Consider the following 25,925-nt stretch of genomic DNA (forward strand, 5'->3'; position numbering starts at 1 on the left):
GACCTTTACTTTTTATTGAAACATGCCGATTCAATGGAACAGGCAGTGTCCCTACTCTATTCTTCCTCCTTCCTAATAGACAGATACAAAAACTCTAGTCTGAAAACTGAATAAACAGCCTGGAGATTTCATTACTGTTCTAAAGATATGAATAGAACCTTCACGGATAAGTTGCGGCTATCCATGAAGGTTCATTTAATTATTGGGCTAATAATCTTCAAGCATCTCTGCATATCTTTCAAAGACTTCTTTTTTAAATCTTTCGTGTTCTTCCTTATCATTATCATGGTTGTGTTCATAATAAGTTCCCTTTCCCACTTATTCAAAATCTATATCAAAAAAAATTAAACCCAAGACCATGATTAGCTATACCTACTCCATTTAAGTCTTTTTTAAATAAAGTTTTATTCCCAATAATAAAGTTTTTTTGTTGGTCGTCTATTAAGGCCATTAAGAGATCGTGCATATCCTTATAGTCAACTGTGAAAACTTCGATATAGTTATCTTTATATACCACATCTATTTCGACTTTATTATGATTCAATCTCTTTTTATCTCCTCTCCAAACAATTAACAATACTTCCGTGTGAGGAATATAGCCTATTATTTAATATAATACAAAGTAATATCTATCTTTTAACCCAAAACATTATAAATCCCATGCAGTAAGATGAGATAAATAGTGAAACAAATAGTCACTTTTATATTGAATGTCTTCTTTTGTTACTCCCTTGTGTATAATACAGTCTCTGTGTAATAAATTGCTGTTTGTTTGTTGTATTCCTTTTTTATCATCAAAAATAACCACGACTGTTAATTCATCAAAATACAGTTTGTATAGCTTATCATTATTTTTTTCAGCCTCCTCATAATACATTTCACTCTTTTTATTTCTAATGATTTTATAAAAATGTAAATTCTTATCAGTATCTCCTTCACCTTTCGAGAGTCCCATACTATTTTCTATTACATTACGGTGTTTTGCTAGTAAACATTCATAATCTACTTCTTCAACATCTACAAGGTCTTTAAGTACTTCCGATAATGCCTTTTCCTTATACTTCACTATAATTCTATCCTTATACTTCTCAAGTAAATCTTCAATTGTGTACATTTAAAACCCTCATTTATTTTACTGTAGGTACTTATCTAAAACTTCATTTCTAATTGTTGTATAGCGTGTCCCTATTTCATCTTCACCTGATACAAAACCAAATTCCTGTATCTCAGCATACGTATCAAACGATTCTAGTGGATCAGAACTCACACTCTTATCTAATGAGTACTTTCCGAATCCCATAAAGTCAATCATCCATGTTTCTCCATCAAAGTTAGACAGAAAGACTATGTACTCTTCTTCTCGTTCCATTGGTAAATAATTCCCTATTATTGTTAAAGAGCCTAAATTGAAATGATAAGGTTCACTGACCTTAATTTTATTGCCTTTAGACAATGTCCCTGAAAGAACATCTTGTACTCCCAACTCAGTTATAGTAGCTGTTAATGTACCGTCTTCGCTAAGCTCTCCATATTCTTCTACATTTAACATTTTAACCCTTAAAACTTGTTCTGATTGATTTTCTATTTCAGTAAGAGTTTCCGGTACAGGATAGGCTGCACTGAAGGTGTTTTCGGATAGCGGTGTATCTTCATGCAATAATTCATCACCCGATTCAGTGGAACAGGCAGTGAATATCATTCCTGTGACTAGTATTAGCAATAATTTTATTATACGCATAAGTATATTCTCCTCTCTAATAAGCCCAATTTAAATTGTCACGATCAAGTTGTGGAAAATTACTATAAGAATAGGGCCCATCCGATTCCTTCATCACACTATCTACATTATTTTTTTGATGAACAAGTCCAAGCGCATGTCCTATTTCATGAAGTGCAACCCAACGATATTGATTAGTACTAAAACCTCTCGTCTGAGGCTCAGAAATATAGACATAGTGAGCATCTGATTGTCTTTCCCAGTAACCAAACCAATCGTAATTGATATAGGACGTATTAGCAATAATTGTTGCTGACGACCGATTCGTTGTTCGATGTATAGTTAGACCATTTATATTATTAGAACGACTTATTGCATGAGTAAACGCACTGCTGTGAGTTCCCACTACTGTATTGTCATACCAAAAAGAACTATTTGGATAAACTAACAAGTGTCTGAAAGCATCAGCTTCCCTTCTGGCGCCAGATACCTCTTTTGGGTTTACAGATAGGACAGTGAGAATAGCTAAGACAATTTTTTTCTTCACTTATAATATAGCATGTGAATGCTAAAATGATTTATAATAGTTATATATGAATAAAAGGAAGCTATCTTCATGCAAAATATCGGAAATTCATTGCGTGATATCCGTAAAGCGCTTGCTTTATCCCAGAAGCAAATGGCAGATGGTATTATGTCACAGTCGAATTATTCCAAAGTAGAAAATGGCACGATTGAAATTTCATTTACAAAAATGCTTGAAATTCTCGATCGTTTAGATATGTCCTTAGAAGAGTTTGTTTATATTAATAATCAGTACTCCAATAAACCTGTAAAGAAACGAAACTATTTAAATAAGCTAAAATATAACGACAAACAGCTGCTTTCAAAATACATAGCTGAATTAAATAGTATACAAAAACCTACTACGAAGGAAAAAGAGCTCCTATCTGTATTTGAAGCATTGCTTTTCATTGCGGAAGACAGTGATTACGAGAAAGCGAAAGAAAAAGTTGCGCCGATTTGGAAGCGCTTGGAGAAATATGATAATTGGTATTTATATGATATCCAGCTCATTAATAATATCTTATTTATATTCCCTCCAGCTACTGCCCTTTCCATATCTGAGTTGGCATTAAGTAAATTAGACAAATATTCTGGTTTAGGGGTGTTGCGAATTTATCCATTAATATAAAATTAAACTTAAGTCTTCATTTGATTAATGAATATTATTATAAGGCTGCTCTTGATACAATTGATGAACTAATCTACACCTGTTTAGAGAAAAATTATCTTATGTATCTTGCTGTCTGTTATGTTCGTAAAGGGTTGCTGCATGAGCTGTTGGATAAAACTGATTATTCTAAATGGTATGATGAAGGATATAACTTGCTCGAAGCAACTCAAAATGAGAACTTAAGAAAAGAATTAGAAAAAGAAGTAAAGCATATTACCTCAAAAAAGTTAAAAGGTAATTATATGGATTTTTAGAACAATAATTGATGAATCTTTTAGACTGTAGATTCAATAAACAGGCTAGAAGATTCATCATTCTTTTAATCTTTCTAAAAACGTTAATTCGCATATTCACTTATTACCTCGTTGCGAAGTTCATTATAATGTATAGCCTCTTCATCATTTTCAGCTATAAATCCGAATTCCATAATTTCATTGACCGTGTTAAATGTTTGTATTGGTTTTTCACTTATAGATGATATGTTTAAATTGTATTTACCATATCCTAACGAAGAAATAGTATAGGTTCCTGAATTATTTTTATATAAAAATAAAATATAGTCACTTTTCATATCCATTGGCACGTAATTCTCAATAGTTTCCACCTCATTATTATATAAATAATAGGGCTCAGAAACAGTAACGGTTTGCCCCTCTTTAAGTCCTCCAGAATAGGTTTCTAGTATCTCAACTTCTGTTAGCGTGCTGTCATAAAATTCTTTTGAATTTATATATTTACCTAATTCTATAATTTCAATTGGGGAAACTTTAACGATCTCTTCTGCATTTTCTTCAAGTTCGCGCAAATCCTCAGGTAGATTGAAATCAGCATGCATGTCAAATTCTTGAGAAATTTTCATATGTTTTGGTAATCCATCCGATAAGTCTACTTCTTCTGAGCTATTTATCTCATTTTCTACTGGTGTATCACTATCATTTTCAAGATTATCATCGCAGGCGACTAAGAGCAGTACTCCAAACACCAATAATAAGGTTTTCACTGTCCGCATCCTCCTAATTACCATAGTAAAATCTTAAATTTCTTTTATCTAAATCACTATAGTCATTCATTGCTCTTCTCCTTGTGGCATGACACTAATTGCTACAAGGGTTTGGTGCTTCAGTCCAAGACCGTGTCCAACCTCATGCAAGGCAACTTTAGTTTTTTCTGCTGTTGTAAAGTTAAAATTATTCATATTTCGTAAGTGAAGATATAGGTCGCCTCCATTCAAATTGCCTCTCCAAAAGCCTACCCAATCGTCTGTTGAAGTTGATTCATGAACTAAAAAGACTGTACTAGCTAAAGCAGAGTATGTTCGCGTAAACCCAATCCCATTAGAGACGTTATTCGCTTTTTTGTGATGTATCTCAGTTGTCAAAAGTATCAACCTGTAAGAAACCATTATTAATCGCTGAAGAACATATACAGCTCTATCATGAAAATTCAATCTTTAAATTTTGAATACTTTTTATATTTTTAATATCCTACTATGATAGTACAATCAAGTTCATTCTTCCTTTATCAAGAAATAAGCATGAATAATCAAAGATACAGAACCTAGTATAAAAAATCCTCTTCCCCCTGTAGTAATATTAAACTCACTAATGCCTATTTGACGTTGACGGTATCCAAAATAAATAATAATTATCGCAGTAATTATTCCTACTACATTAAAAAATTTTCTTCTCTTTATTTGAATTCCTCCTCGTATTATAAATTACGGTTCCATTACCTCTTCAGTTGTTACTCTTCAAAAAAGTTATGTCTAAGCTCATTAACCGTTTTAGTTTGTTGAATATCAATGCATTTTCTTTAACAGTATTAGATTTATCTCCTCCTTTAGATTGCTACGACTACTCTACAGATCCAACAACTCCTTTAAAAACACTCCATTTAATGGAGATAAAATAAATTAAAAAAACCATGGTGGTTACCCTCTATTAGTATATAGGTTCCTTCATCTCCATTATCACACAGCTATCCTTAATGTGCTAAAATGGTAGTGTAAACCGACAGTTATTTCTTACTATCGATATACTATAAACAAGTCTACTGAATACAGTATTTATTCAGTAGACTTGTTTTGTAATACTCTGTTTATTGAAAAATGTCATTATTCATCTGCAAAGATATCATACTGATTAATCCGATTAAAAGATTGCGTTTCAGCATCGTATTCCAATACGAATAATTCTCCGTAACTGCTGGAGGATATCTCAGTATCTATGACGGCTATGATTCCTTCCCCTATCTGAACTGGTTCAAAAGTGGTTCCAGGATTGTACTCAGTCGACTGTGACTCAACATATACAGGTTCTTTGTTGACTAACACAAACAAAACAGCCAGGAGAATGAGTGCATTGATTAAAAGCAAATACGTATGTATCTTTTTTTCCATTTTTTTGCTCCTTTAATTAATATAATGGATTTTAAAAACGCTCTATTGATATCGTTTACATTATATTCTTTAATACAGTTTGAAAGCAATACTTTTTAAACACTCTTCATGTTTGGAAGAATACCTACTCTTAAGCCAAAATCGGTATAAGGTCTCCTTTTTAACTTTAATTATGTTGTGGCTTGAATGGATTAGTAATATGCACAAATTAGAATTAATCACGACACTTATTATCCATCTCAATTAACTCGATTGTTTTTATCTCATGAGTTAAGTGAGATAGGCTTAGCTCCATTAACTCGGCTGACTTTATCTCATGAGTTGAGTGAGATAGGCTTAGCTCCATTAACTCGGTTGACTTTACCTCATGAGTTGAGTGAGATAGGCTTAGCTCAATTAACTCAATCATATTATTTCAGTGAGCTGATTGAGAGAGAGTCTCAGCTAAATAGCAAAGAGACCTCCTCTAGAAGTTATCTCCAGAAAAGGTCTCTTATTTATTTGATTGAGTTAAGTGAAGTCTATTCTTCTTCCTCTTCGTCTATCAGGACTTCTTCGTCATCCACGATAGTCAGACCTTCCAGATCCTCGTCTTCTTCGTCGTCACCGAGTTCTTCCAGATCTTCTTTGTATTCGTCGATATCTTTAGCGTCGTCATCATCCACCATAACGCCGTGTTCATCGACATCCACGCGCTGACCGTATACGATTTCGTCGTCTTCCTCTTCGTCCTCGTCCTCATCTTCGTCGTCCAGATCTTCTTCACCGAGTTCTTTTTCGTACTCGTCATCCAACTCTTTGCGACGTCGTTTTCTGCGGCGCGGTCTTTCATCTTCTTCATCATTATCATGAGTGATTTCTTCGTCAATTGAATCAATCGGGTACCAGCTGCGCAGTCCCCAGCGATTGGATCCTAATGAAATATAGCGCCCATCTACATTTAAATCTGTGTAAAATTGAGGCATTTCTGCTTCTAATGCATCATCTTCCATTTCTAAATAATCAGCGACTTCTGCCAATAGATCATTAAAATCCATGACTTCGCCAGTCGTTTCTAAAATAGCATGCGCTACATCAACCATAGCCAATTCGTTTTTTGCTTGTCCTTCAAATTGCTTTAATTCCACGACTTATACGTCCTCTCTTTTTAACTTTCATAGCCTATTTATCCTACACGATTATGTGGTAAAACGCAATCGCAATTGGTAATCTCCCAGCTTTTGCTGGTTCATATATAAGGAATAATCCGCCCAGACTCGTCCAGCAAATGGTCGGTCGTAGTAGCTCACTCGTAAATCCTCTGTCACGACTTGAATAGGCATGATTCCAGCAGGGGTTCTGTAATTTGTTTCTGTATCCTGCTCACTACTAAAGGTTAATCGCATCGTCTTTTCTGCACGACGAATCAGGTTAACCACTCCATCTGGATTGATTTTAACCGTGACCGGAACCATTTCTCCATCATGGTTCTCCTCAAAGCGAATATAATAGCTGTTATTCATATAAACCACTTTTCCATTTTCTTCAAAGGAATGGTGGTGCGTTTCGCCATTTTGAACATAAGATGTTTCCATTTTGACAATAGCCGGCATTCCATTCGTTAATTCTTTTGAAGGCATAGTTGCTGCTCCTTCCCTTACTTTCATTTTAAACGTCCTACTTTTACTAGTTTATCATAAAATCCACCTAACGTCTCATTCTATATTTCCCTTTTACCTGTTCATGGTATACTGAAACTACACTAGACTATAACGAAGGACGGAACACAATGACTGATTTTTTACACGAGGCGACTTCTCCCTTTTTACTCTTTGACGAGCTGCCCTCTTCCTATACAGAGCATCCTTTTTCTCCTTTTGCACTAACCGACGCGTTCATTCAGGAAGCGGGAGAAAAAAAGCAACCGATTATGCATTTCTGGACAACATCCAAGCAGATTATATTAGGCATGCTTGATACGAAATTACCTTATTTAAATGATGCCTTACGTGTCTTTTCTTCATACGACTACGCTTATATGGTTCGAAATTCAGGCGGACTAGCGGTCGTCAGTGATGAGGGTGTTCTTAATTTTTCTATCTTTTTTCCAGAAGGTGAGGCCCGTTTGTCGATTAATGAAGGATACGAGCGCATGCATCACATTTTACAAGAAGCCTTTGCTTCGTATGGAAAAACGATTCACGCCTATGAAATCAGCGATTCCTACTGTCCAGGTGACTTTGACTTAAGTATCGACGGAAAGAAAATTGCCGGAATCGCTCAGCGCCGACTAAGAGGCGGCATTGCCATTATGATTTACTTGAGCGTTCACGGGGACCAGAAAAAACGGGCTGATATGATTCGGGCGTTTTATGACGTAGGATTGAAGCAAAAAGAAACCAAGTGGGACTTTCCTCCGGTTCGTCCAGAAGTGATGACGACTCTGGAAGAAGCGCTTGGCGTACCGCTCACTATTGAACAGACCAAAGAAAACATCCAGCACGTCTTTACAAAGGCTGGGATAGAACTCATTCAAGGAGACTTGACTCCGACTATTCAGAAAGCCTATGAAGAAGGCTTTGAAAAAATGGTGAAACGGAACAACAAAATGCTGCCCTCATCTCCCCATAGTGCCAATGGGTAAGGAAAGGAGACCTTTTTACTTTAGACTGCACCTTCTCTAAGAAGATAAAGTAGAAAGACAAGACATGGAAATGAAAACATTTGAAGAACTGGATCGTCTGCCAATGGAAAAAGTGTTTAAAGATCCGGTGCATGACTACGTTCATGTGCGACATAAACTGATTCTGGACTTAATTGATACAAAAGAATTCCAGCGTTTAAGGCGCATCAAGCAATTAGGGACTTCTCAATATACGTTTCACGGGGCAGAACACTCTCGCTTCTCCCATTCTCTAGGGGTGTATGAGCTGACCCGTCGGATTGTCGATATGTTCGAGCGCAATTATCCCAATGAATGGGATTCTGAAATGAAGCTGGTTACTCTTTGTGCGGCTTTGCTTCATGATGTGGGACATGGTCCTTTTTCGCATACTTTTGAAAAGATATTTGATACAGATCATGAAAAAATTACAACAGATATCATATTATCTGAAGAAACAGAAATTAATGCCGTTTTAAAAAGAGTGTCACTGGATTTTCCAAACCAAGTAGCCAGCGTGATTACGAAGGAGCATGCCAATCCGCAGGTGGTTCAATTGATTTCCAGCCAAATCGATGCGGACAGAATGGATTACTTGCAACGCGATGCTTTCTTTACCGGAGCTACTTATGGCGCTTTTGACTTGTCTCGTATTTTGCGCGTGATTCGTCCTTATAAAGACGGCATTGCCTTTCAATACCAAGGCTTGCATGCGGTAGAAGATTATATCGTCAGCCGTTTTCAAATGTATATGCAAGTATACTTCCATCCGGCTTCACGGGGTATGGAAGTTACATTGGACCGTTTATTGTATCGAGCCAAGCAATTATGCCAAGAGGATAGACTCTACCCTCGTTTTCCATTACTGGACCCTTTCTTCAATGACAATCCCACTTTAGAGGATTACTTGAAAGTGGATGACGGGGTCTTACAAGCCGCTATTATCACTTGGACTGAAAGCAAGGATGCTTATTTAAGTGAGTTGTCCCGTATGTTTATAGACCGAAAACCGCTCAAATCGGTAACCTTTGAAAAAGGAAAAGATGAACCCATTGTCGATAAACTGAGAGGGCTTGTGGACCAGTTAAACTATGACAAAGAGCTTTACACTTTAATCAACAGCAGTTCTGATTTGCCTTATGATTACAAATTGAAAAGCAAGGTCCCGATTCAACTCATTCAAGCGGATGGCACCTTTGTCGAGCTCAGCCAAGCGAGTCCGATTGTCAAAACCTTAAGTGGCAATCTGCAAGGCGATCACCGCTTGTATGTGCCAAAAGAATTATTAGATGATAATCCAAAAAACATTAATATGTTTCAAGAAACCTATGATGAATTTAAACGTTACATTCGAAATCAGGCTGTCATCTGGCCTGAAGATGATGTGAAGGAGACACAAAATGACCATTAAATTAATCGCTATCGATATGGATGGCACCCTTTTAAACAACGAAAAACGAGTAACACGGGAAAATAAAGAGGCGCTTTGGGCTGCACATGAAGCGGGTATTCAAATTGTTTTATGTACCGGCCGACCGACTCCGGGCGTTATCGATTATTTAGAAGAGTTGGGCTTAGACAAAGCCGATGACTATATCATTACTTACAACGGCGCGCTTGTTCAGAATATTCATACGCGTTCTGTGCTGGTTGATTATACGATGACTTATGAGGATTATATGGAGATTGAACAGGCTGTTTCAAAGGCCGGCGCGCACTTCCATGCGATTCATGATAATAAGCTGTTCACGCCAAATAAAGACATTAGTCCCTACAGTGTGCGTGAATCCTTTTTGAGCAATGTGCCGATTTCTTATAGAACACCGGAAGAAATGGACGCGTCCGCTCACTTTAATAAAATGATGATGATTGACGACCCGGCTGTTTTGGATGCCGCTATCCCCCGTTTGCCTGAAGAGTTATGGGAGAAGTATACCATTTTACGCAGCGAGCCTTTCTTTTTAGAGTTTTTAAATAAACAAGCTAGCAAGGGAAATGCAGTTAAAGCTTTAGCTGAACAATTAGGAGTTGCAAGAGAAGAAGTCATGACGATTGGGGACGGAGCCAATGATACGGATATGATTGCTTATGCCGGTTTGGGCGTGGCGATGGAAAATGCGGTAGACGAAGTGAAGGATGCCGCTGATGTCATCACGCGTTCCAATGCAGATGACGGCGTGGCTCATGCTATTTATACTTATGCGCTCAAGGGATAGCCGTATCAGTTGAAATACTGATAGCGAGTGGTAAACTAAGGGTAGATTAGAGAAAGGAATGAGTATAATATGGCAGACAAAATTTTATACACTACTTCCGCAGTCAATACTGGAGCTCGTGCAGGAGAAAGTCACACACCCGACCGTTCGTATGAAGTCAACATTGATGTACCGAAAGAAATGGGCGGAAAAGGAGAAGGGACTGACCCTGAGCAACTTTTTGCTTTAGGATACAGTGCGTGCTTCCACTCAGCCTTAGATCATTTCAAAAAAGAAGACAAGGTTAAAAACAAATCTCAAGTGACCTTAACTGTTCACTTGGTAGAAGATCCGACAGATGGCGGCTTCAAATTAAAAACAGAAATTGAAGTGGGAATAGAGAATATGAGTGAAGATGAAGTGCTTTCTTTAGCAGAAAGAGCTCATGAATTCTGCCCGTATTCAAAAGCGACAAAAGGAAACATTGAGTCTACTGTGACCGTTGTCCCTTACGAAGAAGGAAAATAAATAATAAGGTTTAAATCCCTTATGGCTACTGCTTATTTCAGCGGTAGCCATTTTTTATTGTCTTTTTCCAGATTGTTCGCCTTGACTAATCGAACAAACGTTCCTATAATTAAAACAAACACCTATTCCCTTAAGGAGCATTCGCATGTTACAAGTAATGGATTACTCAAATGAACCGTACCGAGATATTTTATGTATTGATGTGAAGTCCTTTTTTGCTTCTGTCGAGGCTGTCGAGCGCCGTCAGCATCCACTGAAAGCACGCATCGCGGTTGTCAGTAAACCGGATAATAACGGCGGATTGGTTTTGGCCTCCTCACCTTTAGTCAAACAGTTATACGGTATTAAAACAGGCACCCGCGTGTACGAAATCCCTCGTGACGCTGCCATTGAAATCGTCGAACCGCGCATGGCTTTATACTTGGAAAAGAACTTGGAAATTATTTCTATCTTCAAGCAATTCGTAGCTGAAGAGGATTTGCATGTGTACAGTATTGATGAATCTTTTTTAGACGTCACCCATTCTCATAGCCTCTTTGGCTCCACTCAAGCGATTGCCAGCCAGATTCAAGCACTCATCTGGGATCAGCTGCAACTCGTCGTGACAATCGGCATAGGAGACAACCCGTTATTAGCCAAACTGGCCCTGGATCACGACGCCAAGCATAAACAGGAAAGTAACTTCATTGCGGACTGGCATTACAAGGATGTGCAGGAAACGGTTTGGAAGATTTCTCCCATGAAGGACTTCTGGGGCATTGGTCCAAAGACAGAAAAACATTTGCAGCGGATGGGTATCCGTTCTATTTTCGAACTGTCCCAGCACGATGTGAGACTGCTCAAGAAAAAATTCGGTGTGATCGGTGAACAGCTATTTTTCCATTCGCACGGCATTGACCGCACCTTATTATCTGAAAGTTTCACACCTAAGGAGACATCCTTTAGTAAAAATCAAATCTTAAATAGAGACTACACGGATAAGCACGAAGTGGAAATCGTCATACGTGAAATGGCTGAAGAAAATGCCATGCGGTTAAGAAAGCATCATTATACAACCTCTCTCGTGAAGTTGAGTATCGGCTACTCAAGAGAGGTGATTGACGGCGGCTTCAGTCATCAGCTTAGGATTGAAAAGACCGACTCTTCCAAAAAGATTATCGAAGGCTTGCTGATTTTATTTAATCGTCACTATAAGCCAGTCCCTGTCCGAGTGGTGAATGTCACCTTTGGGAAAATAGAACCTAAGTCTGCCCTCCAGCTGTCTTTATTTGAATCTGCTGAATCGCTTATTTTACAAGAAGACTTGGATCAGACGATTGACTTAATCCGGAGAAAATACGGCTACACGTCTCTTCTCCATGCGAGCAGTTTAGCAAACGGAGGGATGGCTAGGCAACGCGCCAAATTACTCGGTGGCCACCGCTCAGGAAAAGACGAGCGCTAAGCACCTTAAGCATTTATTTTTATCATACATATTATAAGGAGGGTAACTCAAATGACTCGAGAAATAGTCGTCCTATCTCCCGATGCTCTGGGGTATAAAGATAGAGGGAAGATGAAGTGGATGGGTATGATGCTTTCTGATCACGCGGAAGCCCTTAAAAGACAAAAGAAAGAAACGATCTCCAAAGAGATTTTACCCAAGGAAAAACAGCCCATCGAACAAATCAGCACCCTCTTATTTCAAAGCTATGCCCACAAAAAGCCCTTAGCTATTCAGTTGGATACGATTCAAGATGGGAAGTATTTACCTGATATACAGGGATTTATCATCGGCTTCAACGACAAAACACTTTATATTAAACAGCGAGACCATTCGATTCAGTCTGTCAGCCTCGATGCCATCCGCCACGTCGAATGGATTAACTCTGCCGTCTGGTATGAGAAATACGATGCTCAGAGAAAGAAACGGGATAAATAATTAATGTAAGCAGTGCTTTCTTTTACAGGACAGCACTGCTTTATTCATACGTATGTATGTCGTAGTATCTCCAACGGTAACTTCCTTGCTTCTTTAGATATCTATCTAAGACAGTTCGCACTTTTTTTCTAGAAGGTAATACACACCACTCCTGAATAGCTGTTGTTGTTATTTTTTGATTAGGAAATAACTGATGATACTCTACTATATGTCTCAGTATACTCTTTGAACTCTCTTCCTTAAGCCCACACCCCTGACAATAATAGACTCTCTTGGTTAATTCCTCTATAGTCCCTTGGCAGTTCCCACAAACCATTCCTCTTTTTAACTTGTCATATGAATACACAGGCAAATCAACCGTATACCTATCAAGTGTGTGCATGGCTTTTAATCTCTCAGATAAAAGGCTATGCTGTTCAGTTAAACTTTTACATTGACTATTCAATTGCTTTATATGTGCCGTTATCTGATTTGGAAATACATACGGTTGATTGTGAGGTGTTTGATAAAGAGTGAATTGTGGGTTAATGTAAACGACAAAATATTCTAAAGATAGATGGATACCGCTTTGCTTTAATAACTGACGAAACAAGACTTGCGTCCGACTTAATTGAATAATGGGATTGAGTATCTCATTTCCGGTAGAGCAATTGATAAATCGCTCATCCTCGTGTATGTAACTCCCTACGTAATTTTTAATTTCATATAAATAAATTCTATCGGCTGTAATAACCAAGGTATCTATTTGAATGGTTGTCCGATTCACTTTAAGCTGTAAATCTTTCATGATAATATGTTCGCAAGTTAGCTTTTCAAGCATCCTATCGTATTGACACTCCCCTTCCCATCCCTTATGTAAAGCGTAATAGTAACTGAGATAGTTACCGGTTAAATCCATTCTACTTTTTAACGATTCCATTATTTGTAAAATGACGGGTTTTTCTCTTTGTGTATTAGTCATTTAACATCCTCCAATCAATATCTCTCACTATATATACTGTCTAATCATTTTCAAAACCACGAAAAAAAGTAAATTTATCTTCGTATGTGACCTTCGCAGGTTCTTTAAACTATGTAAGGGCACATAGACAGCTCTTATGTGCCCTATCGATTGGCTTATTTAGTCGATAAGTCACATAGGACGGTTCTATGTGACTTATCTCGGATTTATCAGAAAAGTTAGGGCAGATAGACTCTGTTTCGAGGCGAATATAACTCCTATGTACAGAAAAACACCGTACAGACTTGAGTCTGTACGGTGTTTTCCAACTTTATTATGATTTCGCTGTGGAATATTTCATGTAAACGCGTTTCAGCTGCTTGTTTTTTGAAATGAACCACACACTCATGACACGCACGACTATCGTGACGGCGTTTTGTATCAAGCGTGGAGGTAAAATGACAGCTAATGGATTTTGGGTCAAGATGTATATCCAAATAGTATTGAGTCCGATATGAATAAACACAGCAATGATGACCTCTGCCAAAATGATTCGTTTTAACGTCAGTGTCTTTTTATGAATAATTAAGCCGTAAATAAAGCCCGTTAGAAAAGCCGAAACCGTGAACCCCGGGAAGAACGCTCCAGATCCTCCTGCTATTAAAAAGCTTAAGAGATCACTAAAGGCTGCAGCTATCCCACCGACCCATGGGCCGAACAACATCGCAATTAAAGCAGTCGGCAAGAAGGCAAAGGTGACGCGCACAACCGGTGTGCTGATGCCTATTCTTCCGAGCGCTATATTCATCGCAATGAGCAAGCCAACCACAGCGATTTCTTTTGTATCTAATTCAAATCTCGTTGTTTGTATAAACCGGTAAAGCAATAAACAGCTATAAAAAAGGAAAGCGATACTGTACAGTACCCGGTTGCCTTCATATACCACACTAAACTGCAAGATCTCCCTTTGGATATAAAGCACGAAAGCTGTTCCCGTTATAAGGACGCCAAGAAGCAGGGTGAGTAAAACATTCTCATCTAGGATTCTTTTGATCAAGTGCAAGGTAGAAACAAAAAGGACGCCAGTAAATAAAAACAGATAAAAGAAGTCCGTTAAAATCATTTGCCAGCTTTCTTGAGCTACAGCATCTGTCACGCCATCATTTAATCCATTTTGTGACCGCCAGTAAGGGATAATAAAGGATATAAGAGCAGGGACAAGAACCCCTATAACTAACGTTTCTATCCATGTTTTTCTGTTGTTCGTTGGTGATTGTGTCATATTCGAAGATCTCCTTTAATTTCATTCTTCTCAGGCGTCTAAACACTGAAAAGTCATTATTCTGAGAAGACATTTCCCAGAAAATTAAAGAGTCCTCGCTAAAAAACCTCATAGTTTTCAAGCGGATGCAGAGAAAAATCGCAAAACAGGATCTGTTTTTCGTCTAGAGGCAACATCCCATCCATCTAGCACTTAACGCTTTCCTCTTACTCTTTTGTTTCTCTATTATAAGACAGAGTTCCCCTCGTCTCAATAGCCCCTTCCCTTATTTCAGCAATTTCGTCTCAAACAGCTCTTCTTCTGTCACAATGTAATCAACCGGCACATCGTGTGGTTCAATGGGGAAAGAGTCAACCAGCTGGTTCGTGTGAACGAGCGAGACCGTGGGTTGACTGAAATCAGCTAAAAAGCGATCAAAGAAGCCACCTCCGAACCCAATACGGTAACCGGACTTTGTAAACAACAAGCCGGGCACAATCAATAAATCCATACTCTCTTTGTCTACACGGCTGGTCTGTTCGACAATGGGTTCCATTAAGTTGAAATAGCCTTTTTCGACTTGATCAAAAGAAGTGATGTCATAGAATTGAAGCTCTCTGGAGTCATGAATAGATTTCGGCACGCAGACAGCCTTGCCTTCATCCCAGGCTTGTTCAATGATGGCTTCGGTATCCCATTCTTTTTCTGTTGAAAGAGTCACTCCAATACGTTCGGCTTGCTTCCATAATGGGGAATCAAATAAGTGAGTGTGCATCGCTTTCTGCACTCTTCTTCGTTCCATTCCTCCTATTTTCTCTAAGGAAAGGAGCATCCCTTTTCTCAATTCTTCTTTACCCATTTTCATCCCTCTTTCTTCAATTCGAATTCAGAATCCACGCTGCCCGGCTGACTTGTTCAGCCAATACCGCTGTCGTAATGGACCCTATCCCACCAGGAACAGGGGTAATCGCTGAAGCCACTTTTGAAACCTCGTCAAACTTTACATCTCCGACTGGCTTCCCATCTTTATAGCCAAAACCAACATCCACTACAACAGCCCCCTCACGAATATAATCCGCCGTGACCAGTTCAATAGAACCCGTGGCTGAAATGACAATGTCCGCTTCTTTTGTATATTTTTTTACATCTTTTGATTTAATATGCAAATTCGTGACCGTTGCCTCTGCATTCAGTAACATAATCGACAAGGGTTTCCCCACAACGGGGCTGCTCCCTATCACACAAACATCTTTCCCCTCTACTTCGATGCCATAGTAATCAAGCAGCTCCATCACCGCTCTAGGCGTACTGGGGTAAAGGGCATTGGTATCATTTTCAACAACTTTCCCTAAATTCTCTGGAGTCAGCCCATCAATATCTTTAGCCGGATCAATGCAACGGGCTATGTCGTTTCTAGACAGCGAATCAGGTAGTGGCTGCATAACAAGGATGCCGTGGATGGAGGGGTCTTGATTTAAGCTTTCAATAGCTGTCATCACGTCTTCAGACTCAATGTCCTCATCAAATAAATGGGATTCTACCGTAATACCTACTTTCTGCATTGTTTTTATAGCCGCATTTTCATAGGATATAGAAGAGGTGTCTTCTCCCACTCTTACAATAGCTAAAGTCGGCAGACAATTAATATTCTTTAAATCATCCACTGTCTGAGCTGTTTGAGTCATTAACTCTTCGGCTACCATTTTTCCTTTTAACTCTTTCACTCTATCGCTCCTTTGCCATTAAATCATCTGGCCATGTGTCATGCTTCAAAAAGTAGTGAGTCACATCTGATAAATGATGGACTCTTTCTTTTCCTTTTGAAACCAGTTGATCTGCTTTTTCTTCTATCTCGTCTCGTTTCGACTGATCTTTAAAAAGCTTTGTATTGATGTACACGTTTAACAGGGCTGTTTCTAAAACCGTTCCAATGAAAATCGTCGCAACCAGTAAATCATTGACAATCGTTCCTTGCATACGCATATACACTAACTGTTCAAGTATAGCCAGCAGTTCCAAACTCACTTCAAGCATACGTAATGGAGGCTGGGCTGCTCCTAGAAGGGCTGCTTCAATCGTCTGGTTTCTGATTTCTTTTTCTTCTGATGTTTCTTTAGGTAATTGATAGGCTTCTAAAACCGGCTCAAAAGCTTCAGAGTCCGCTTGAGCTAAATGCTCAAATTCTCGGCTGGCTTCTTGTGCTTCATCGAGTAAATCATAGAGGTCATCTGAAAAGTCGCGGTAGGCTTTTTTGTCTTTTTGAACATCACTCGTGAGTCGAGCTAAAGAAGCGCTCATCGCTCCAATATAGGCGGCTGCACTTCCTCCACCGGGTTTGCCCTCTTTTTTTCCTAACTCCGTTAAATATGCCGCTATCGTTTGTTCGTTCATCTTCCCACCTCTTTAAAATAAACCAGAAATTCTGCCATCTTCTTGCACATCCACTTGTACTGCTGACGGGACTTTAGGCAGACCAGGCATCCGCATAATATTGCCTGTTAAAACAACAATAAAACCAGCACCAGCCGAGATGGATAAATCTCGAATATTCACAGTGAAATCAGTCGGACGTCCTAATGCCGTCGCCGAATCCGATAAAGAGTACTGCGTTTTCGCCATACAGACAGGCAAGTCTCCATATCCTAGTTTTTCTAATCTCTTCGCTTTATTTCGGGCTGTCTTACTCCATTCCGATCCTTTTCCGCCGTAAACCGATTGAATGATTTTGTCCACTTTCATTTCAATAGGGTCACTCTGGTCGTAAGCATAGGTTAATGACGACTCTTTTTCACATAACGCCACCACTTCTTCCGCTAACTCCACTCCACCAGCGCCGCCTTCAGCCCAAACATTCGACTGAACCACTTTGTTTCCTGTAGCTTCAATGGCTTTCTTCAAAACAGTCAGCTCTTCTTCCGTATCGCCCGGGAAGGCGTTAATCGCTACCACAGCCGGAAGGGAGAACGTATGGTTAATATTTTCAATATGCTTGAGTAAGTTAGGCAGGCCTTTTTTAAGAGCGGCCGTATTTTCTGTATCCAACTCCGTTTTCTTCACGCCTCCATGCATCTTCAGTGCTCGGATGGTCGCAACAATCACAACGGCATCCGGCTTGAGCCCACCCATTCGGCACTTAATGTCAATAAATTTCTCTGCTCCTAAATCTGCTCCAAATCCTGCCTCTGTCACGACATAATCCGCATGAGCTAACGCCATTTTAGTCGCTAGCAGACTGTTACAGCCATGCGCAATATTGGCAAATGGCCCTCCGTGAATAAAAACAGGCGTGTGTTCAAGGGTCTGCACTAAATTGGGTTTCAACGCATCTTTTAATAGAGCCGATACGGCGCCTTCAGCCTGTAACTGCCCTAAAGTGACCGGTTCATTATCAAATGTGTACCCCACTAAGCACTCTCTTAACTTCTCTTTCATTTCCGTCAAGGAATTGGATAAGCATAGAACAGCCATAATTTCAGAGGCTACTGTAATATCAAAGCCATCTTCTCTCGGCATCCCATTGGTACGAGCACCAATCCCACTCACAATGGAACGCAATTGACGGTCATTCATATCCATGGCTCGTCTCCACGTCACTCGTCTCGGATCAATATTTAAATCATTGCCTTGGTAAATATGGTTATCAATCATGGCCGCTACTAGATTGTTCGCTGCCCCAATCGCATGGATATCTCCAGTAAAATGCAGATTAATATCTTCCATCGGAATAACTTGCGCGTAGCCTCCACCCGCAGCTCCTCCTTTTATCCCAAATACTGGACCTAAAGAGGGTTCGCGTAAAGCAATCGCTGTCTGTTTCCCTATCTTTTGTAACGCATCGCCTAGACCCACAGATGTGGTCGTTTTTCCTTCACCTGCTGGAGTCGGGTTGATGGCTGTCACAAGAATCAGTTTCCCCTTTGATTCTTTTTTATGTAAAGCGGTGTAATCGACTTTCGCTTTAAACTTTCCGTAGTGTTCCAAGTCCTCTACCTGAATGTCTATCTTCTGGGCAATCTCATCTATCGGAAGCATTTCTGTCGACTGAGCTATTTCAATATCACTTTTTACCATGGTGTACCCCTCCTGAATAGTCGTTTATATGTGTATGACGTCCTTACTTTCTTCTTATTAAGTATAACACAGCTCTTTCAAATCAATAGCCTATTCTCCTTTTACGTGAGTTATTTTTAATCAGTTTCAATCGACTTTTATGAAGAAATTTCGTATGATAAGGATAGAAGAAAATAAAGGAGGTCCTCTTTTGAAAATAATTGACCGGGCAGCATTAACTTTACTTATCATTGGCGGTATTCATTTGTTGTTGATTGGGTTATTTGGCGTGAATGTAGTTGAAATGCTCTTTGGCGACGCAGAGCAATGGGCAACCCGCATTGTTTATATTTTAATAGGAGTCAGTGCATTGTGGTGCTTCAAGTATTTTTCCTTTACTCCAAAAGGCGGAAGCCGATTAAGAGACCGTTAAATGAAAACAGGCCGACAGATCCTAATGAAAGGGTCTGTCGGCCTCTATTTTTGCTTATTTAACTTAATAATGAACTTAATTCAGTGTAGTCGTAACCCAAATCTTCAGCAACCGCTCGATTGGTTACTTTTCCTTTGTAGACATTCATTCCTTCTGCTAAGCTGTCATTATGCTTCATGGCATTATTCACACCTTGACCAGCTAGTTCTAATGCATAAAGAATCGTGTCATTTGTTAAGGCAATCGTTGCCGTTTTAGGAACAGACCCAGGAATATTAGCCACTCCATAATGCAAAATCCCATGTTTTTCAACAATCGGATTAGCATGGGTGGTAGGATTGTCCATTGTTTCGAAGTTTCCGCCCTGGTCAATGGCAATGTCCACAATAACGGATCCTTTTTCCATAGACTGGACCATTTCTTCGGTTACTAATTTACGTGCTTTTCTACCAGGTATCAGAACAGAACCAATCACTAAGTCTGACTCTGCCACTGCTTTGGCAATGTTAGACGGCGTAGACGCCAATGTCTGGACTTCTCCACCAAACATATGAATCAATTCACGCATTCTATCTGGATTCAGCTCCAAAATATTAACATTTGCCCGTAAGCCAATCGCCATGCGAGCCGCGTTCTCTCCTACGACACCGCCCCCGAGAATCGTAACGGTTCCTTTTTCTACACCTGGAACGCCACCTAATAAGACACCTTTTCCGCCTTCGTGTTTTTCTAGATAGTGAGCACCAATCTGTACAGCCATTCGGCCCGCTACTTCACTCATAGGTGTCAGTAAAGGCAATTTGCCGTCTTTCGTCACTGTTTCGTACCCAATAGCGGTGACGCCACTTTCAACTAAGGCTTGTGTGAGTTCTGGTGCCGCTGAGAGATGCAGGTAAGTGAAAATAATTAAATCTTCTCTAAAGTATTTAAATTCTTCCGGTAAAGGTTCTTTAACTTTCATAATCATCTCAGATGCTTCCCATACTTCTTCAGCACTTCCTACTATTTCAGCGCCGTGTTCCACGTATAGTTCATCTTCAAATCCGCTACCGATGCCTGCTCCTGATTCTACCAGCACACGATGGTCAGCGTTAACTAAACGCCCCACGTTAAACGGTGTCAGAGCGACACGGTATTCACTTTCTTTAACTTCTTTCGGTAATCCAATTATCATATTTATCTCCCCTTCAATTATTTATTGTAACATAAGACTGGTTAAAATTAATAATCCTCCTGCAATCATCAGTAAAACACCGCTTACTTTTTGTAAAGTCGGCAGCCAGTCCGGCATGGTTGCATTGGATTGATTTCTGTATTTCATGAATGGATACTTGTAAGATATGAACCCGTAAATCAATAGAACGAGGCCGATGAGTATAATCATATCTCTTCGCTCCTTTTGTCTATTTTAAAAATGAAGCGAGTCACGGTCTTGCCCTCTAGACAGGTCGCGCCAATCGTAAAAACCGGCATCCAATCCTCTTAATAACACTTCTGCCGATCCAACATTGGTGGCCAGAGGAATTTCATAGACATCGCACAAACGAAGCAAGGCTGTGATATCCGGTTCGTGTGCTTGAGCGGTTAATGGGTCTCTTATGAAAATAACGAGGTCCATTTTGTTATCCGAAATGTAGGCCCCGATTTGCTGGTCTCCTCCGAGTGGTCCCGATTTAAACCGGTGAATAGGCAAGCCTGTTTCTTCAGCGATACGCTTACCCGTCGTTCCTGTGGCAAATAACGTATGCTTGCTCAAAATCAGTTTATACGCTTCAGCTATGTTGACGATATCGTCTTTCTTTTTATCATGCGCTATTAAAGCTATGTTCATCTCCGTCTCTCCTTATTGTATAGACTCTATGGGTTTATCATACCATAAAGAACAGCAAAAAAAGATAATTATCCCCCTTCCTGCTTCAATCTCAATCATATTATTTGCCTGAATTAAGATTAAACGATAGACTAAAAATAGATTACAGAAGGAGGCATTCTAGTAATGAGTAAGAAAATTGCTGTTGTTTTAACAGATTTATTTGAAGATGTCGAGTATACTTCTCCTAAAGAGGTATTAGAAAAAGCAGGACATGAATTAGTCACTATCGGATTTGAAGCCGGTGAAACGGTAGAGGGTAAAAAAGGGGAAGCATCTGTGACCATCGATAAAGGCATTGATGAAGTGAGTCCAGAAGACTTTGATGTGTTATTAATCCCCGGTGGTTTTTCACCAGATAAGTTGCGTAAAGACGATCGTTTCTTAGAATTCACGCGTTATTTCGGTGACAGTCAAAAACCCATCTTTACGATTTGCCATGGCCCACAATTAATGATTAATGCTGAAATTGTGAAAGGCAAAAAGATGACTGCTGTCAAACAAGTATTAGTAGACTTGAGAAATGCCGGAGCGGACGTGAGCGATGAAGAAGTCGTGATAGACGAGAGCGGCATTATCTCAAGCCGTACGCCTGATGATCTGCCCGCATTCAATGAAGCGATTGTAAATGCGTTAAGTGAGTAAATTATAATCTTAACTCATAAATCCTTAGGCAATTTTAAGGATTTTAGTTAGATGATTTGTTACACTATTGGTGTGGAATAAAGTACACCTTTCTTTTCTCCCCAAAAAATTAAAAATAAATGAATCCCCCGAAACGTTTATTTTTATTATAGGAAAGAAAAAATAGAGACATTATCTTTCTCCCCGGATTGAAAATGTTACTCTTAAATTGAACATTAGACTTTTAGTCTTGTCCCCAAACCACCTTTTCTGAGTGAAAAGGTGGTTTTTTTATATGCCTAAGATTGCTTTGCCTATTCTTAAAACAAGATAGTGTTTGATTTCTATTTTGCATCTCATTATTTTGTATGCTCACTATTTATTGAGACGCTAATCCGTTTTGCGTCTCATTAATTTGTATGCCCACCATTTATTGAAACGCTAATTCATTTCGCGTCTCATTATTTTGCTTGCGCGCATTTTATTGAGACGCAAAGTGAATGTGTACTATATATACTACTAAATAATCCTATCAATAAAAACAACCTTATTTATTCATGACATCATCATACTTTTTTCAAATTTAGATACTATACTTTAATCATACCCACAACAACCAACTTATTTTTTTGGTAACCGTCACTCCTCCAAGTGACGATACCACTCCTTTTTGCCACTTGCTGGAACCCAGCAAGTGGTTTTTTCTTTTATTCAGTATTCCTCTTATACAAAAAACCTAGCTCCAAAAGAACATTCCTCTGGATACTAGGCTGATTGATTTATTGTGCTGGTTCGATTACTTTCTTCTCATCCTCTAAGTCTACAATGGGTCCGATATCCTGCACGTATTCCAACGTTCCTAGATAAGACCCGTCTTCGTCACGTACGGCAGCATAAGTCACCATAATAAATTTGCCTTTTACTTTGAACCACAATGATTCCGACTCTTTCTTGCCTTCTCTGAAATCACTGATTAATTGCTTCACCACTGGCTGACTTTTTGGAGGGTGACAATTGAGGACTTGTCTTCCAATAGCATTTTTAGTTCGTGGGAATACTTTTCTTTCCTCATTCGTATTGAAGTATTTTACTGTGTCATTTTTATCGACAAAAGTAATTTCTAATGGCAGCAGGTTCAACATTTTTTCTAACTCTTTTAAAGTCAAATGCCCTGTTTCAAAAGGTAAGTTTCCATTTTCAGATATAGAGGTGTCCTCAAATGTTTCTCTATCAGGCTCCCATTTGGCTTCTGGTTTAACGATGCAGTAGCCAATGTCTTCTGTTTCCTCTGCAATCTTAATCCAGTCGTCTTCATTAAAGACATCTATCACCATGGGAATCATAATTTCTTCTTCTTTAACGACCATTTCTTCCAGTTCATATTTCAAGGCCGCAAAAGCATCGAGCAATAGATCTCTTTCATCTTTGTCTAAAAGCAGTTTAAAGGATTTAAACATATCACGGATGTCATCATCCACTCCCCACATCACTTTGGGTGGCGCGACAATATCATATTTTTCCATAAGAGGAAAAATGGAATTCTCTTTTCGTAAGTAGTGGGTATCGAACTCTGATAGGATAGTCAGCTGTTTGTGTAAGCCATCCAGCAAAAAATCTTCTGGTTCAGTGACATAGAGTTCTAGTAAGCGTTCAATGCGCTCTAAAGTACTTTCAATCGCCAAGTTTTCCATTTTTAACACTTGAACCGGATGCCCTTGTTTCTCCATTTCAGGGGAAATATTCTCTGGTGCAGCCACATTTCCGATAAACATTGAGGCATGGATATTACATAAACGCATAATGTCTTCTGCTTCAATGCCTTCTTTAGCCATCAACCGTCTTTCCATAACAGATATCTCAAAGGCACTGACATTTGAAAAAAATTTTTGAAACTCTCCTTTTATTGCTTCCGGATCTTCTCCTTCGTGCAGACGTAAAATTAAGTCTTTTAATTTTTCTTGTCTTCTCTCTGTCTGTAAAGTCCGGTTACTTCTTTGTCTTGTGGACATAAACCCTTCACTCCTTCACTTCAAATCCTTCTTGATGCAGCGCGTCTACTAATCTCTCTGGACTGATTCCTACTTGTTTTGCTCCTTTATTAAGGGGCATCATACGTCCAACTGTATTCAACATCTTATTATCTTCCAAGGGAGTAAAACCAAGGTTGACAAGTATCCCTTTTAGTTCCGGATTTTCTTGAATCAATTGAAACACTGTTTTATTCATGTCGATTTGTTTCATTGTCGCGCTCCTTATTTTCTTCACTTAAGTTTTTATACTCCTCTATCATAAATGACACTTGTTCTCTTTTCAACAATCATATAAATGTGTCTCTTTCGTTTTAGGAAAACATTAGGATAAACGTTGATTTAATAACAATAACTACAAATTAAACCTTTGAATATTTTTTAACAATTGAAAAGAGCTCAATTAAGATATAAACATTATTGTATTTATACTGCCTTATTACTAGCTTTCATAAAACACGTCCAATGATTGTCTTAATAGGCTTTCTGGTATTTAAAAGGATAGTTTTAAACTCCAGGCTTTTTCTCTCCTTACATTTAGAAACCGTTTACTTGTTGCTCTTATCCAAATGGGTTTTTATAATAAGTATGCGTTAGGCGTTTAAATTTATTTCTGATGGGAAAGGAGGAGCACAATGATTGAATTAAGTCATATTAAGAAGACGTTTCAGAGTAAAGGTGGACCGGTCCATGCTTTGAAAGATATTCATTTAAAGATTGAAGATGGAGAAGCCTTTGGGGTGATTGGGGAAAGTGGAGCAGGGAAATCTACTTTGTTGCGATTAATCAATGCTTTAGAACGTCCCGATGAAGGAGACGTAAAAGTTGGCGATACTCTTGTTAACTCTTTAAATAAATCTCATCTGCGTGCTCACCGAAAAGAAATAGGAATGATCTTTCAGCAATTTAACTTGCTCAGTAATAAAACGGTAGAAGATAATGTACGCTTACCTCTTAGCTTGCACTCGTATGAGAATCCTTTGTCCGTGGATGAGGTCTTGAGTTTTGTTGGTTTAGAGGATAAAAAGAAAAGCTACCCTTCTCAGCTTAGCGGAGGACAAAAACAGCGAGTAGGTATCGCTCGGGCTCTTATTACCCGGCCGAAAATTTTGCTGTGTGATGAACCAACCTCTGCTTTGGATGGGAATACGACAGAAGGCATTGTGGAGGTTTTAAAAAGAGCGCATCAGGAATTTGACATGACCATTATAGTAGTCACTCACGAACTACCCGTTGTTAAAGCCTTGTGTAACCGCAGCGCTATTATGGAAAAGGGTGAAATAGTGGACATTGTTTCTGTTAAGTCCTCTCAGAAATTAAAGGAAACTATCCCTTACCACAAACGGGCTGCTGAGGTGTTGACCTCATGATGGAAAGGGTGAATAAGTTTTTACCTGTTTATATCGAGCGTGTGATTGACTACTGGCCTAGACTGGCTGAAAGTTTATGGGAAACAGGGATTATGCTATTCTTTGCAATGATCGCTGCCATTCTTATCGGACTCCCTGTCGGAACCCTTCTTTTTTTAAGTGCAGATGGACGGCCGAATGAAAATAAGGTGCTGAATCGCATCCTTAACGCCGTAGTCAATATTATTCGCTCTTTTCCATTCTTACTATTGGTGGTTGCTATGCAGCCTCTGATTCGGGAATTTTACGGACGGGCAACGGGAGATCCGATTGCGGCCTCTTTCCCGATGGTGGTCATTGCTATTGCTTTATATTCCCGCTTTGTGGAACAGTCTCTGATGGATGTGCCTCAAGGAATCATTGAAGGGGCTCAAGCGATGGGAGCGACCACTTTCCAGTTGGTTTGGAAATTCATGTATGTGGAAGCAAGAAGCAGCTTGGTCATTGGCTTTACGACGGCTGTGATTAGTTTTGTGTCGTATTCGACCATTATGGGGGTCGTCGGCGGTGGAGGTATCGGTGATTTTGCGATACGGTACGGTTATCAGCGATATGAAACGGATATTATGTATACCGCGATAGTGATTATTATTATATTAGTGGAGCTATTCCAATGGCTGGGCTTGCGTTTAGCCAGAAAAATAGATAAAAGATAAAGTATGAGGAGATTTATT

32 protein-coding genes and 1 riboswitch are annotated in these 25,925 nt (G+C 39.2%); of the genes, 12 read left to right on the plus strand and 20 right to left on the minus strand.

Annotated features, from left to right (window positions below; genetic code table 11):
• Positions 1-334: 334 nt before the first annotated feature.
• From ABDZ53_RS07710 to ABDZ53_RS07725, 4 genes are all read right to left on the minus strand, one after another.
• A complete protein-coding gene (locus ABDZ53_RS07710) occupies positions 335-544 on the minus strand; it encodes a hypothetical protein (protein ID WP_343755227.1) in 210 nt (69 codons plus the stop codon).
• Between the two features lie 105 nt (positions 545-649).
• Entirely contained in the window at positions 650-1,114 is a 465-nt protein-coding gene (locus tag ABDZ53_RS07715) for a hypothetical protein (protein ID WP_343755230.1), read from the minus strand.
• A gap of 18 nt (positions 1,115-1,132) precedes the next feature.
• Positions 1,133-1,738, minus strand: a complete 606-nt coding sequence (locus ABDZ53_RS07720; RefSeq protein WP_343755232.1) for a hypothetical protein — start codon at positions 1,736-1,738, stop codon at positions 1,133-1,135.
• A 16-nt stretch (positions 1,739-1,754) separates the two neighbouring features.
• Positions 1,755-2,264: a matrixin family metalloprotease gene (locus ABDZ53_RS07725; RefSeq protein WP_343755234.1), complete on the minus strand. Its 510-nt coding sequence runs from the start codon at positions 2,262-2,264 to the stop codon at positions 1,755-1,757.
• A 69-nt stretch (positions 2,265-2,333) separates the two neighbouring features.
• Here ABDZ53_RS07725 and ABDZ53_RS07730 point away from each other — a divergent pair, with 69 nt between their 5' ends.
• Complete coding sequence (locus tag ABDZ53_RS07730; RefSeq protein WP_343755236.1) at positions 2,334-2,912, plus strand: helix-turn-helix domain-containing protein; 579 nt, start codon at positions 2,334-2,336, stop codon at positions 2,910-2,912.
• Positions 2,913-2,932: 20 nt separating this feature from the next.
• On the plus strand, positions 2,933-3,208 hold the full coding sequence (locus ABDZ53_RS07735) for a hypothetical protein (RefSeq protein WP_343755238.1): 276 nt from the start codon (positions 2,933-2,935) through the stop codon (positions 3,206-3,208).
• 83 nt (positions 3,209-3,291) lie between these two features.
• On the opposite strand, the gene ABDZ53_RS07740 is transcribed toward ABDZ53_RS07735, so the two are convergent.
• From ABDZ53_RS07740 to ABDZ53_RS07760, 5 genes are all read right to left on the minus strand, one after another.
• The gene (locus ABDZ53_RS07740; RefSeq protein ID WP_343755240.1) at positions 3,292-3,954 is read right to left on the minus strand and encodes a hypothetical protein; all 663 of its coding nucleotides are present in this window, start codon (positions 3,952-3,954) and stop codon (positions 3,292-3,294) included.
• Positions 3,955-4,020: 66 nt separating this feature from the next.
• The gene (locus ABDZ53_RS07745; protein ID WP_343755242.1) at positions 4,021-4,332 is read right to left on the minus strand and encodes a zinc metalloprotease; all 312 of its coding nucleotides are present in this window, start codon (positions 4,330-4,332) and stop codon (positions 4,021-4,023) included.
• A gap of 735 nt (positions 4,333-5,067) precedes the next feature.
• Positions 5,068-5,352 (minus strand): hypothetical protein, encoded by a 285-nt coding sequence (locus tag ABDZ53_RS07750; protein ID WP_343755244.1) that lies wholly within the window; start codon positions 5,350-5,352, stop codon positions 5,068-5,070.
• A 521-nt stretch (positions 5,353-5,873) separates the two neighbouring features.
• The gene (gene rpoE / locus ABDZ53_RS07755) at positions 5,874-6,479 is read right to left on the minus strand and encodes a DNA-directed RNA polymerase subunit delta (RefSeq protein WP_343755246.1); all 606 of its coding nucleotides are present in this window, start codon (positions 6,477-6,479) and stop codon (positions 5,874-5,876) included.
• A 51-nt stretch (positions 6,480-6,530) separates the two neighbouring features.
• Positions 6,531-6,998: a YwiB family protein gene (locus tag ABDZ53_RS07760; protein ID WP_343755248.1), complete on the minus strand. Its 468-nt coding sequence runs from the start codon at positions 6,996-6,998 to the stop codon at positions 6,531-6,533.
• A gap of 122 nt (positions 6,999-7,120) precedes the next feature.
• Here ABDZ53_RS07760 and ABDZ53_RS07765 point away from each other — a divergent pair, with 122 nt between their 5' ends.
• The 6 genes from ABDZ53_RS07765 to ABDZ53_RS07790 all read left to right on the plus strand — a co-directional run bounded on the left by ABDZ53_RS07765 (position 7,121) and on the right by ABDZ53_RS07790 (position 12,637).
• Positions 7,121-7,975, plus strand: coding sequence for a lipoate--protein ligase family protein (locus ABDZ53_RS07765; protein ID WP_343755250.1), 855 nt, complete (start codon positions 7,121-7,123; stop codon positions 7,973-7,975).
• Positions 7,976-8,045: 70 nt separating this feature from the next.
• Positions 8,046-9,404 (plus strand): HD domain-containing protein, encoded by a 1,359-nt coding sequence (locus ABDZ53_RS07770; protein ID WP_425541689.1) that lies wholly within the window; start codon positions 8,046-8,048, stop codon positions 9,402-9,404.
• Positions 9,394-10,209, plus strand: coding sequence for a sugar-phosphatase (gene yidA / locus ABDZ53_RS07775; RefSeq protein ID WP_343755255.1), 816 nt, complete (start codon positions 9,394-9,396; stop codon positions 10,207-10,209). The genes ABDZ53_RS07770 and yidA overlap by 11 nt, the downstream gene beginning before the upstream one ends.
• 69 nt (positions 10,210-10,278) lie before the next feature.
• Positions 10,279-10,716 carry an organic hydroperoxide resistance protein gene (locus ABDZ53_RS07780; RefSeq protein ID WP_343755257.1) on the plus strand — a complete coding sequence of 146 codons (438 nt, stop codon included), beginning with the start codon at positions 10,279-10,281 and terminating at the stop codon, positions 10,714-10,716.
• Between the two features lie 145 nt (positions 10,717-10,861).
• A complete protein-coding gene (locus ABDZ53_RS07785) occupies positions 10,862-12,160 on the plus strand; it encodes a Y-family DNA polymerase (protein ID WP_343755259.1) in 1,299 nt (432 codons plus the stop codon).
• 51 nt (positions 12,161-12,211) lie between these two features.
• Positions 12,212-12,637 carry a YolD-like family protein gene (locus ABDZ53_RS07790; RefSeq protein WP_343755261.1) on the plus strand — a complete coding sequence of 142 codons (426 nt, stop codon included), beginning with the start codon at positions 12,212-12,214 and terminating at the stop codon, positions 12,635-12,637.
• A gap of 40 nt (positions 12,638-12,677) precedes the next feature.
• Here ABDZ53_RS07790 and ABDZ53_RS07795 read toward each other — a convergent pair whose 3' ends face one another.
• From ABDZ53_RS07795 to ABDZ53_RS07820, 6 genes are all read right to left on the minus strand, one after another.
• On the minus strand, positions 12,678-13,598 hold the full coding sequence (locus ABDZ53_RS07795; protein WP_343755263.1) for a nuclease-related domain-containing protein: 921 nt from the start codon (positions 13,596-13,598) through the stop codon (positions 12,678-12,680).
• A gap of 313 nt (positions 13,599-13,911) precedes the next feature.
• Positions 13,912-14,859, minus strand: coding sequence for a folate family ECF transporter S component (locus tag ABDZ53_RS07800; protein WP_343755265.1), 948 nt, complete (start codon positions 14,857-14,859; stop codon positions 13,912-13,914).
• A 117-nt stretch (positions 14,860-14,976) separates the two neighbouring features.
• Positions 14,977-15,075, minus strand: a riboswitch (THF riboswitch).
• Between the two features lie 49 nt (positions 15,076-15,124).
• The gene (locus tag ABDZ53_RS07805; RefSeq protein WP_343755267.1) at positions 15,125-15,697 is read right to left on the minus strand and encodes a 5-formyltetrahydrofolate cyclo-ligase; all 573 of its coding nucleotides are present in this window, start codon (positions 15,695-15,697) and stop codon (positions 15,125-15,127) included.
• Between the two features lie 16 nt (positions 15,698-15,713).
• Entirely contained in the window at positions 15,714-16,562 is an 849-nt protein-coding gene (locus tag ABDZ53_RS07810) for a bifunctional 5,10-methylenetetrahydrofolate dehydrogenase/5,10-methenyltetrahydrofolate cyclohydrolase (RefSeq protein WP_343755269.1), read from the minus strand.
• Between the two features lies 1 nt (position 16,563).
• Positions 16,564-17,229, minus strand: a complete 666-nt coding sequence (locus ABDZ53_RS07815; RefSeq protein ID WP_343755271.1) for a cyclodeaminase/cyclohydrolase family protein — start codon at positions 17,227-17,229, stop codon at positions 16,564-16,566.
• Between the two features lie 12 nt (positions 17,230-17,241).
• Entirely contained in the window at positions 17,242-18,909 is a 1,668-nt protein-coding gene (locus tag ABDZ53_RS07820; protein WP_343755273.1) for a formate--tetrahydrofolate ligase, read from the minus strand.
• A 190-nt stretch (positions 18,910-19,099) separates the two neighbouring features.
• On the opposite strand from ABDZ53_RS07820, the gene ABDZ53_RS07825 reads away from it, so the two are divergent.
• Complete coding sequence (locus tag ABDZ53_RS07825) at positions 19,100-19,321, plus strand: DUF378 domain-containing protein (RefSeq protein ID WP_343755275.1); 222 nt, start codon at positions 19,100-19,102, stop codon at positions 19,319-19,321.
• 58 nt (positions 19,322-19,379) lie between these two features.
• Here ABDZ53_RS07825 and ald read toward each other — a convergent pair whose 3' ends face one another.
• Genes ald through mgsA form a run of 3 tightly spaced genes read right to left on the minus strand, consistent with a single transcriptional unit; the run spans position 19,380 to position 21,152 of the window.
• Positions 19,380-20,495, minus strand: coding sequence for an alanine dehydrogenase (gene ald, locus ABDZ53_RS07830; protein WP_343755277.1), 1,116 nt, complete (start codon positions 20,493-20,495; stop codon positions 19,380-19,382).
• Positions 20,496-20,516: 21 nt separating this feature from the next.
• Positions 20,517-20,705, minus strand: coding sequence for a hypothetical protein (locus tag ABDZ53_RS07835; protein WP_343755279.1), 189 nt, complete (start codon positions 20,703-20,705; stop codon positions 20,517-20,519).
• A gap of 24 nt (positions 20,706-20,729) precedes the next feature.
• The gene (gene mgsA, locus ABDZ53_RS07840; RefSeq protein WP_343755281.1) at positions 20,730-21,152 is read right to left on the minus strand and encodes a methylglyoxal synthase; all 423 of its coding nucleotides are present in this window, start codon (positions 21,150-21,152) and stop codon (positions 20,730-20,732) included.
• Positions 21,153-21,317: 165 nt separating this feature from the next.
• Here mgsA and ABDZ53_RS07845 point away from each other — a divergent pair, with 165 nt between their 5' ends.
• Positions 21,318-21,836 carry a type 1 glutamine amidotransferase domain-containing protein gene (locus ABDZ53_RS07845; RefSeq protein WP_343755283.1) on the plus strand — a complete coding sequence of 173 codons (519 nt, stop codon included), beginning with the start codon at positions 21,318-21,320 and terminating at the stop codon, positions 21,834-21,836.
• Positions 21,837-22,594: 758 nt separating this feature from the next.
• Here the strand turns inward: ABDZ53_RS07845 and ABDZ53_RS07850 are convergent.
• Both ABDZ53_RS07850 and ABDZ53_RS07855 read right to left on the minus strand, forming a co-directional pair.
• Positions 22,595-23,824 (minus strand): DUF438 domain-containing protein, encoded by a 1,230-nt coding sequence (locus tag ABDZ53_RS07850; protein WP_343755285.1) that lies wholly within the window; start codon positions 23,822-23,824, stop codon positions 22,595-22,597.
• A 7-nt stretch (positions 23,825-23,831) separates the two neighbouring features.
• Complete coding sequence (locus tag ABDZ53_RS07855) at positions 23,832-24,056, minus strand: DUF1858 domain-containing protein (protein WP_343755287.1); 225 nt, start codon at positions 24,054-24,056, stop codon at positions 23,832-23,834.
• 421 nt (positions 24,057-24,477) lie between these two features.
• Here ABDZ53_RS07855 and ABDZ53_RS07860 point away from each other — a divergent pair, with 421 nt between their 5' ends.
• Together ABDZ53_RS07860 and ABDZ53_RS07865 are read left to right on the plus strand one after the other, a co-directional pair.
• Complete coding sequence (locus tag ABDZ53_RS07860) at positions 24,478-25,212, plus strand: methionine ABC transporter ATP-binding protein (protein WP_343755289.1); 735 nt, start codon at positions 24,478-24,480, stop codon at positions 25,210-25,212.
• Positions 25,209-25,907 (plus strand): methionine ABC transporter permease, encoded by a 699-nt coding sequence (locus ABDZ53_RS07865; protein ID WP_343755291.1) that lies wholly within the window; start codon positions 25,209-25,211, stop codon positions 25,905-25,907. Before ABDZ53_RS07860 ends, ABDZ53_RS07865 begins: the two co-directional genes overlap by 4 nt.
• The last annotated feature ends 18 nt before the right edge of the window (positions 25,908-25,925 follow it).

Source organism: Alkalibacterium iburiense (assembly GCF_039521845.1).
In the GTDB taxonomy this organism is placed as follows: Bacteria; Bacillota; Bacilli; order Lactobacillales; family Carnobacteriaceae_A; genus Alkalibacterium; species Alkalibacterium iburiense.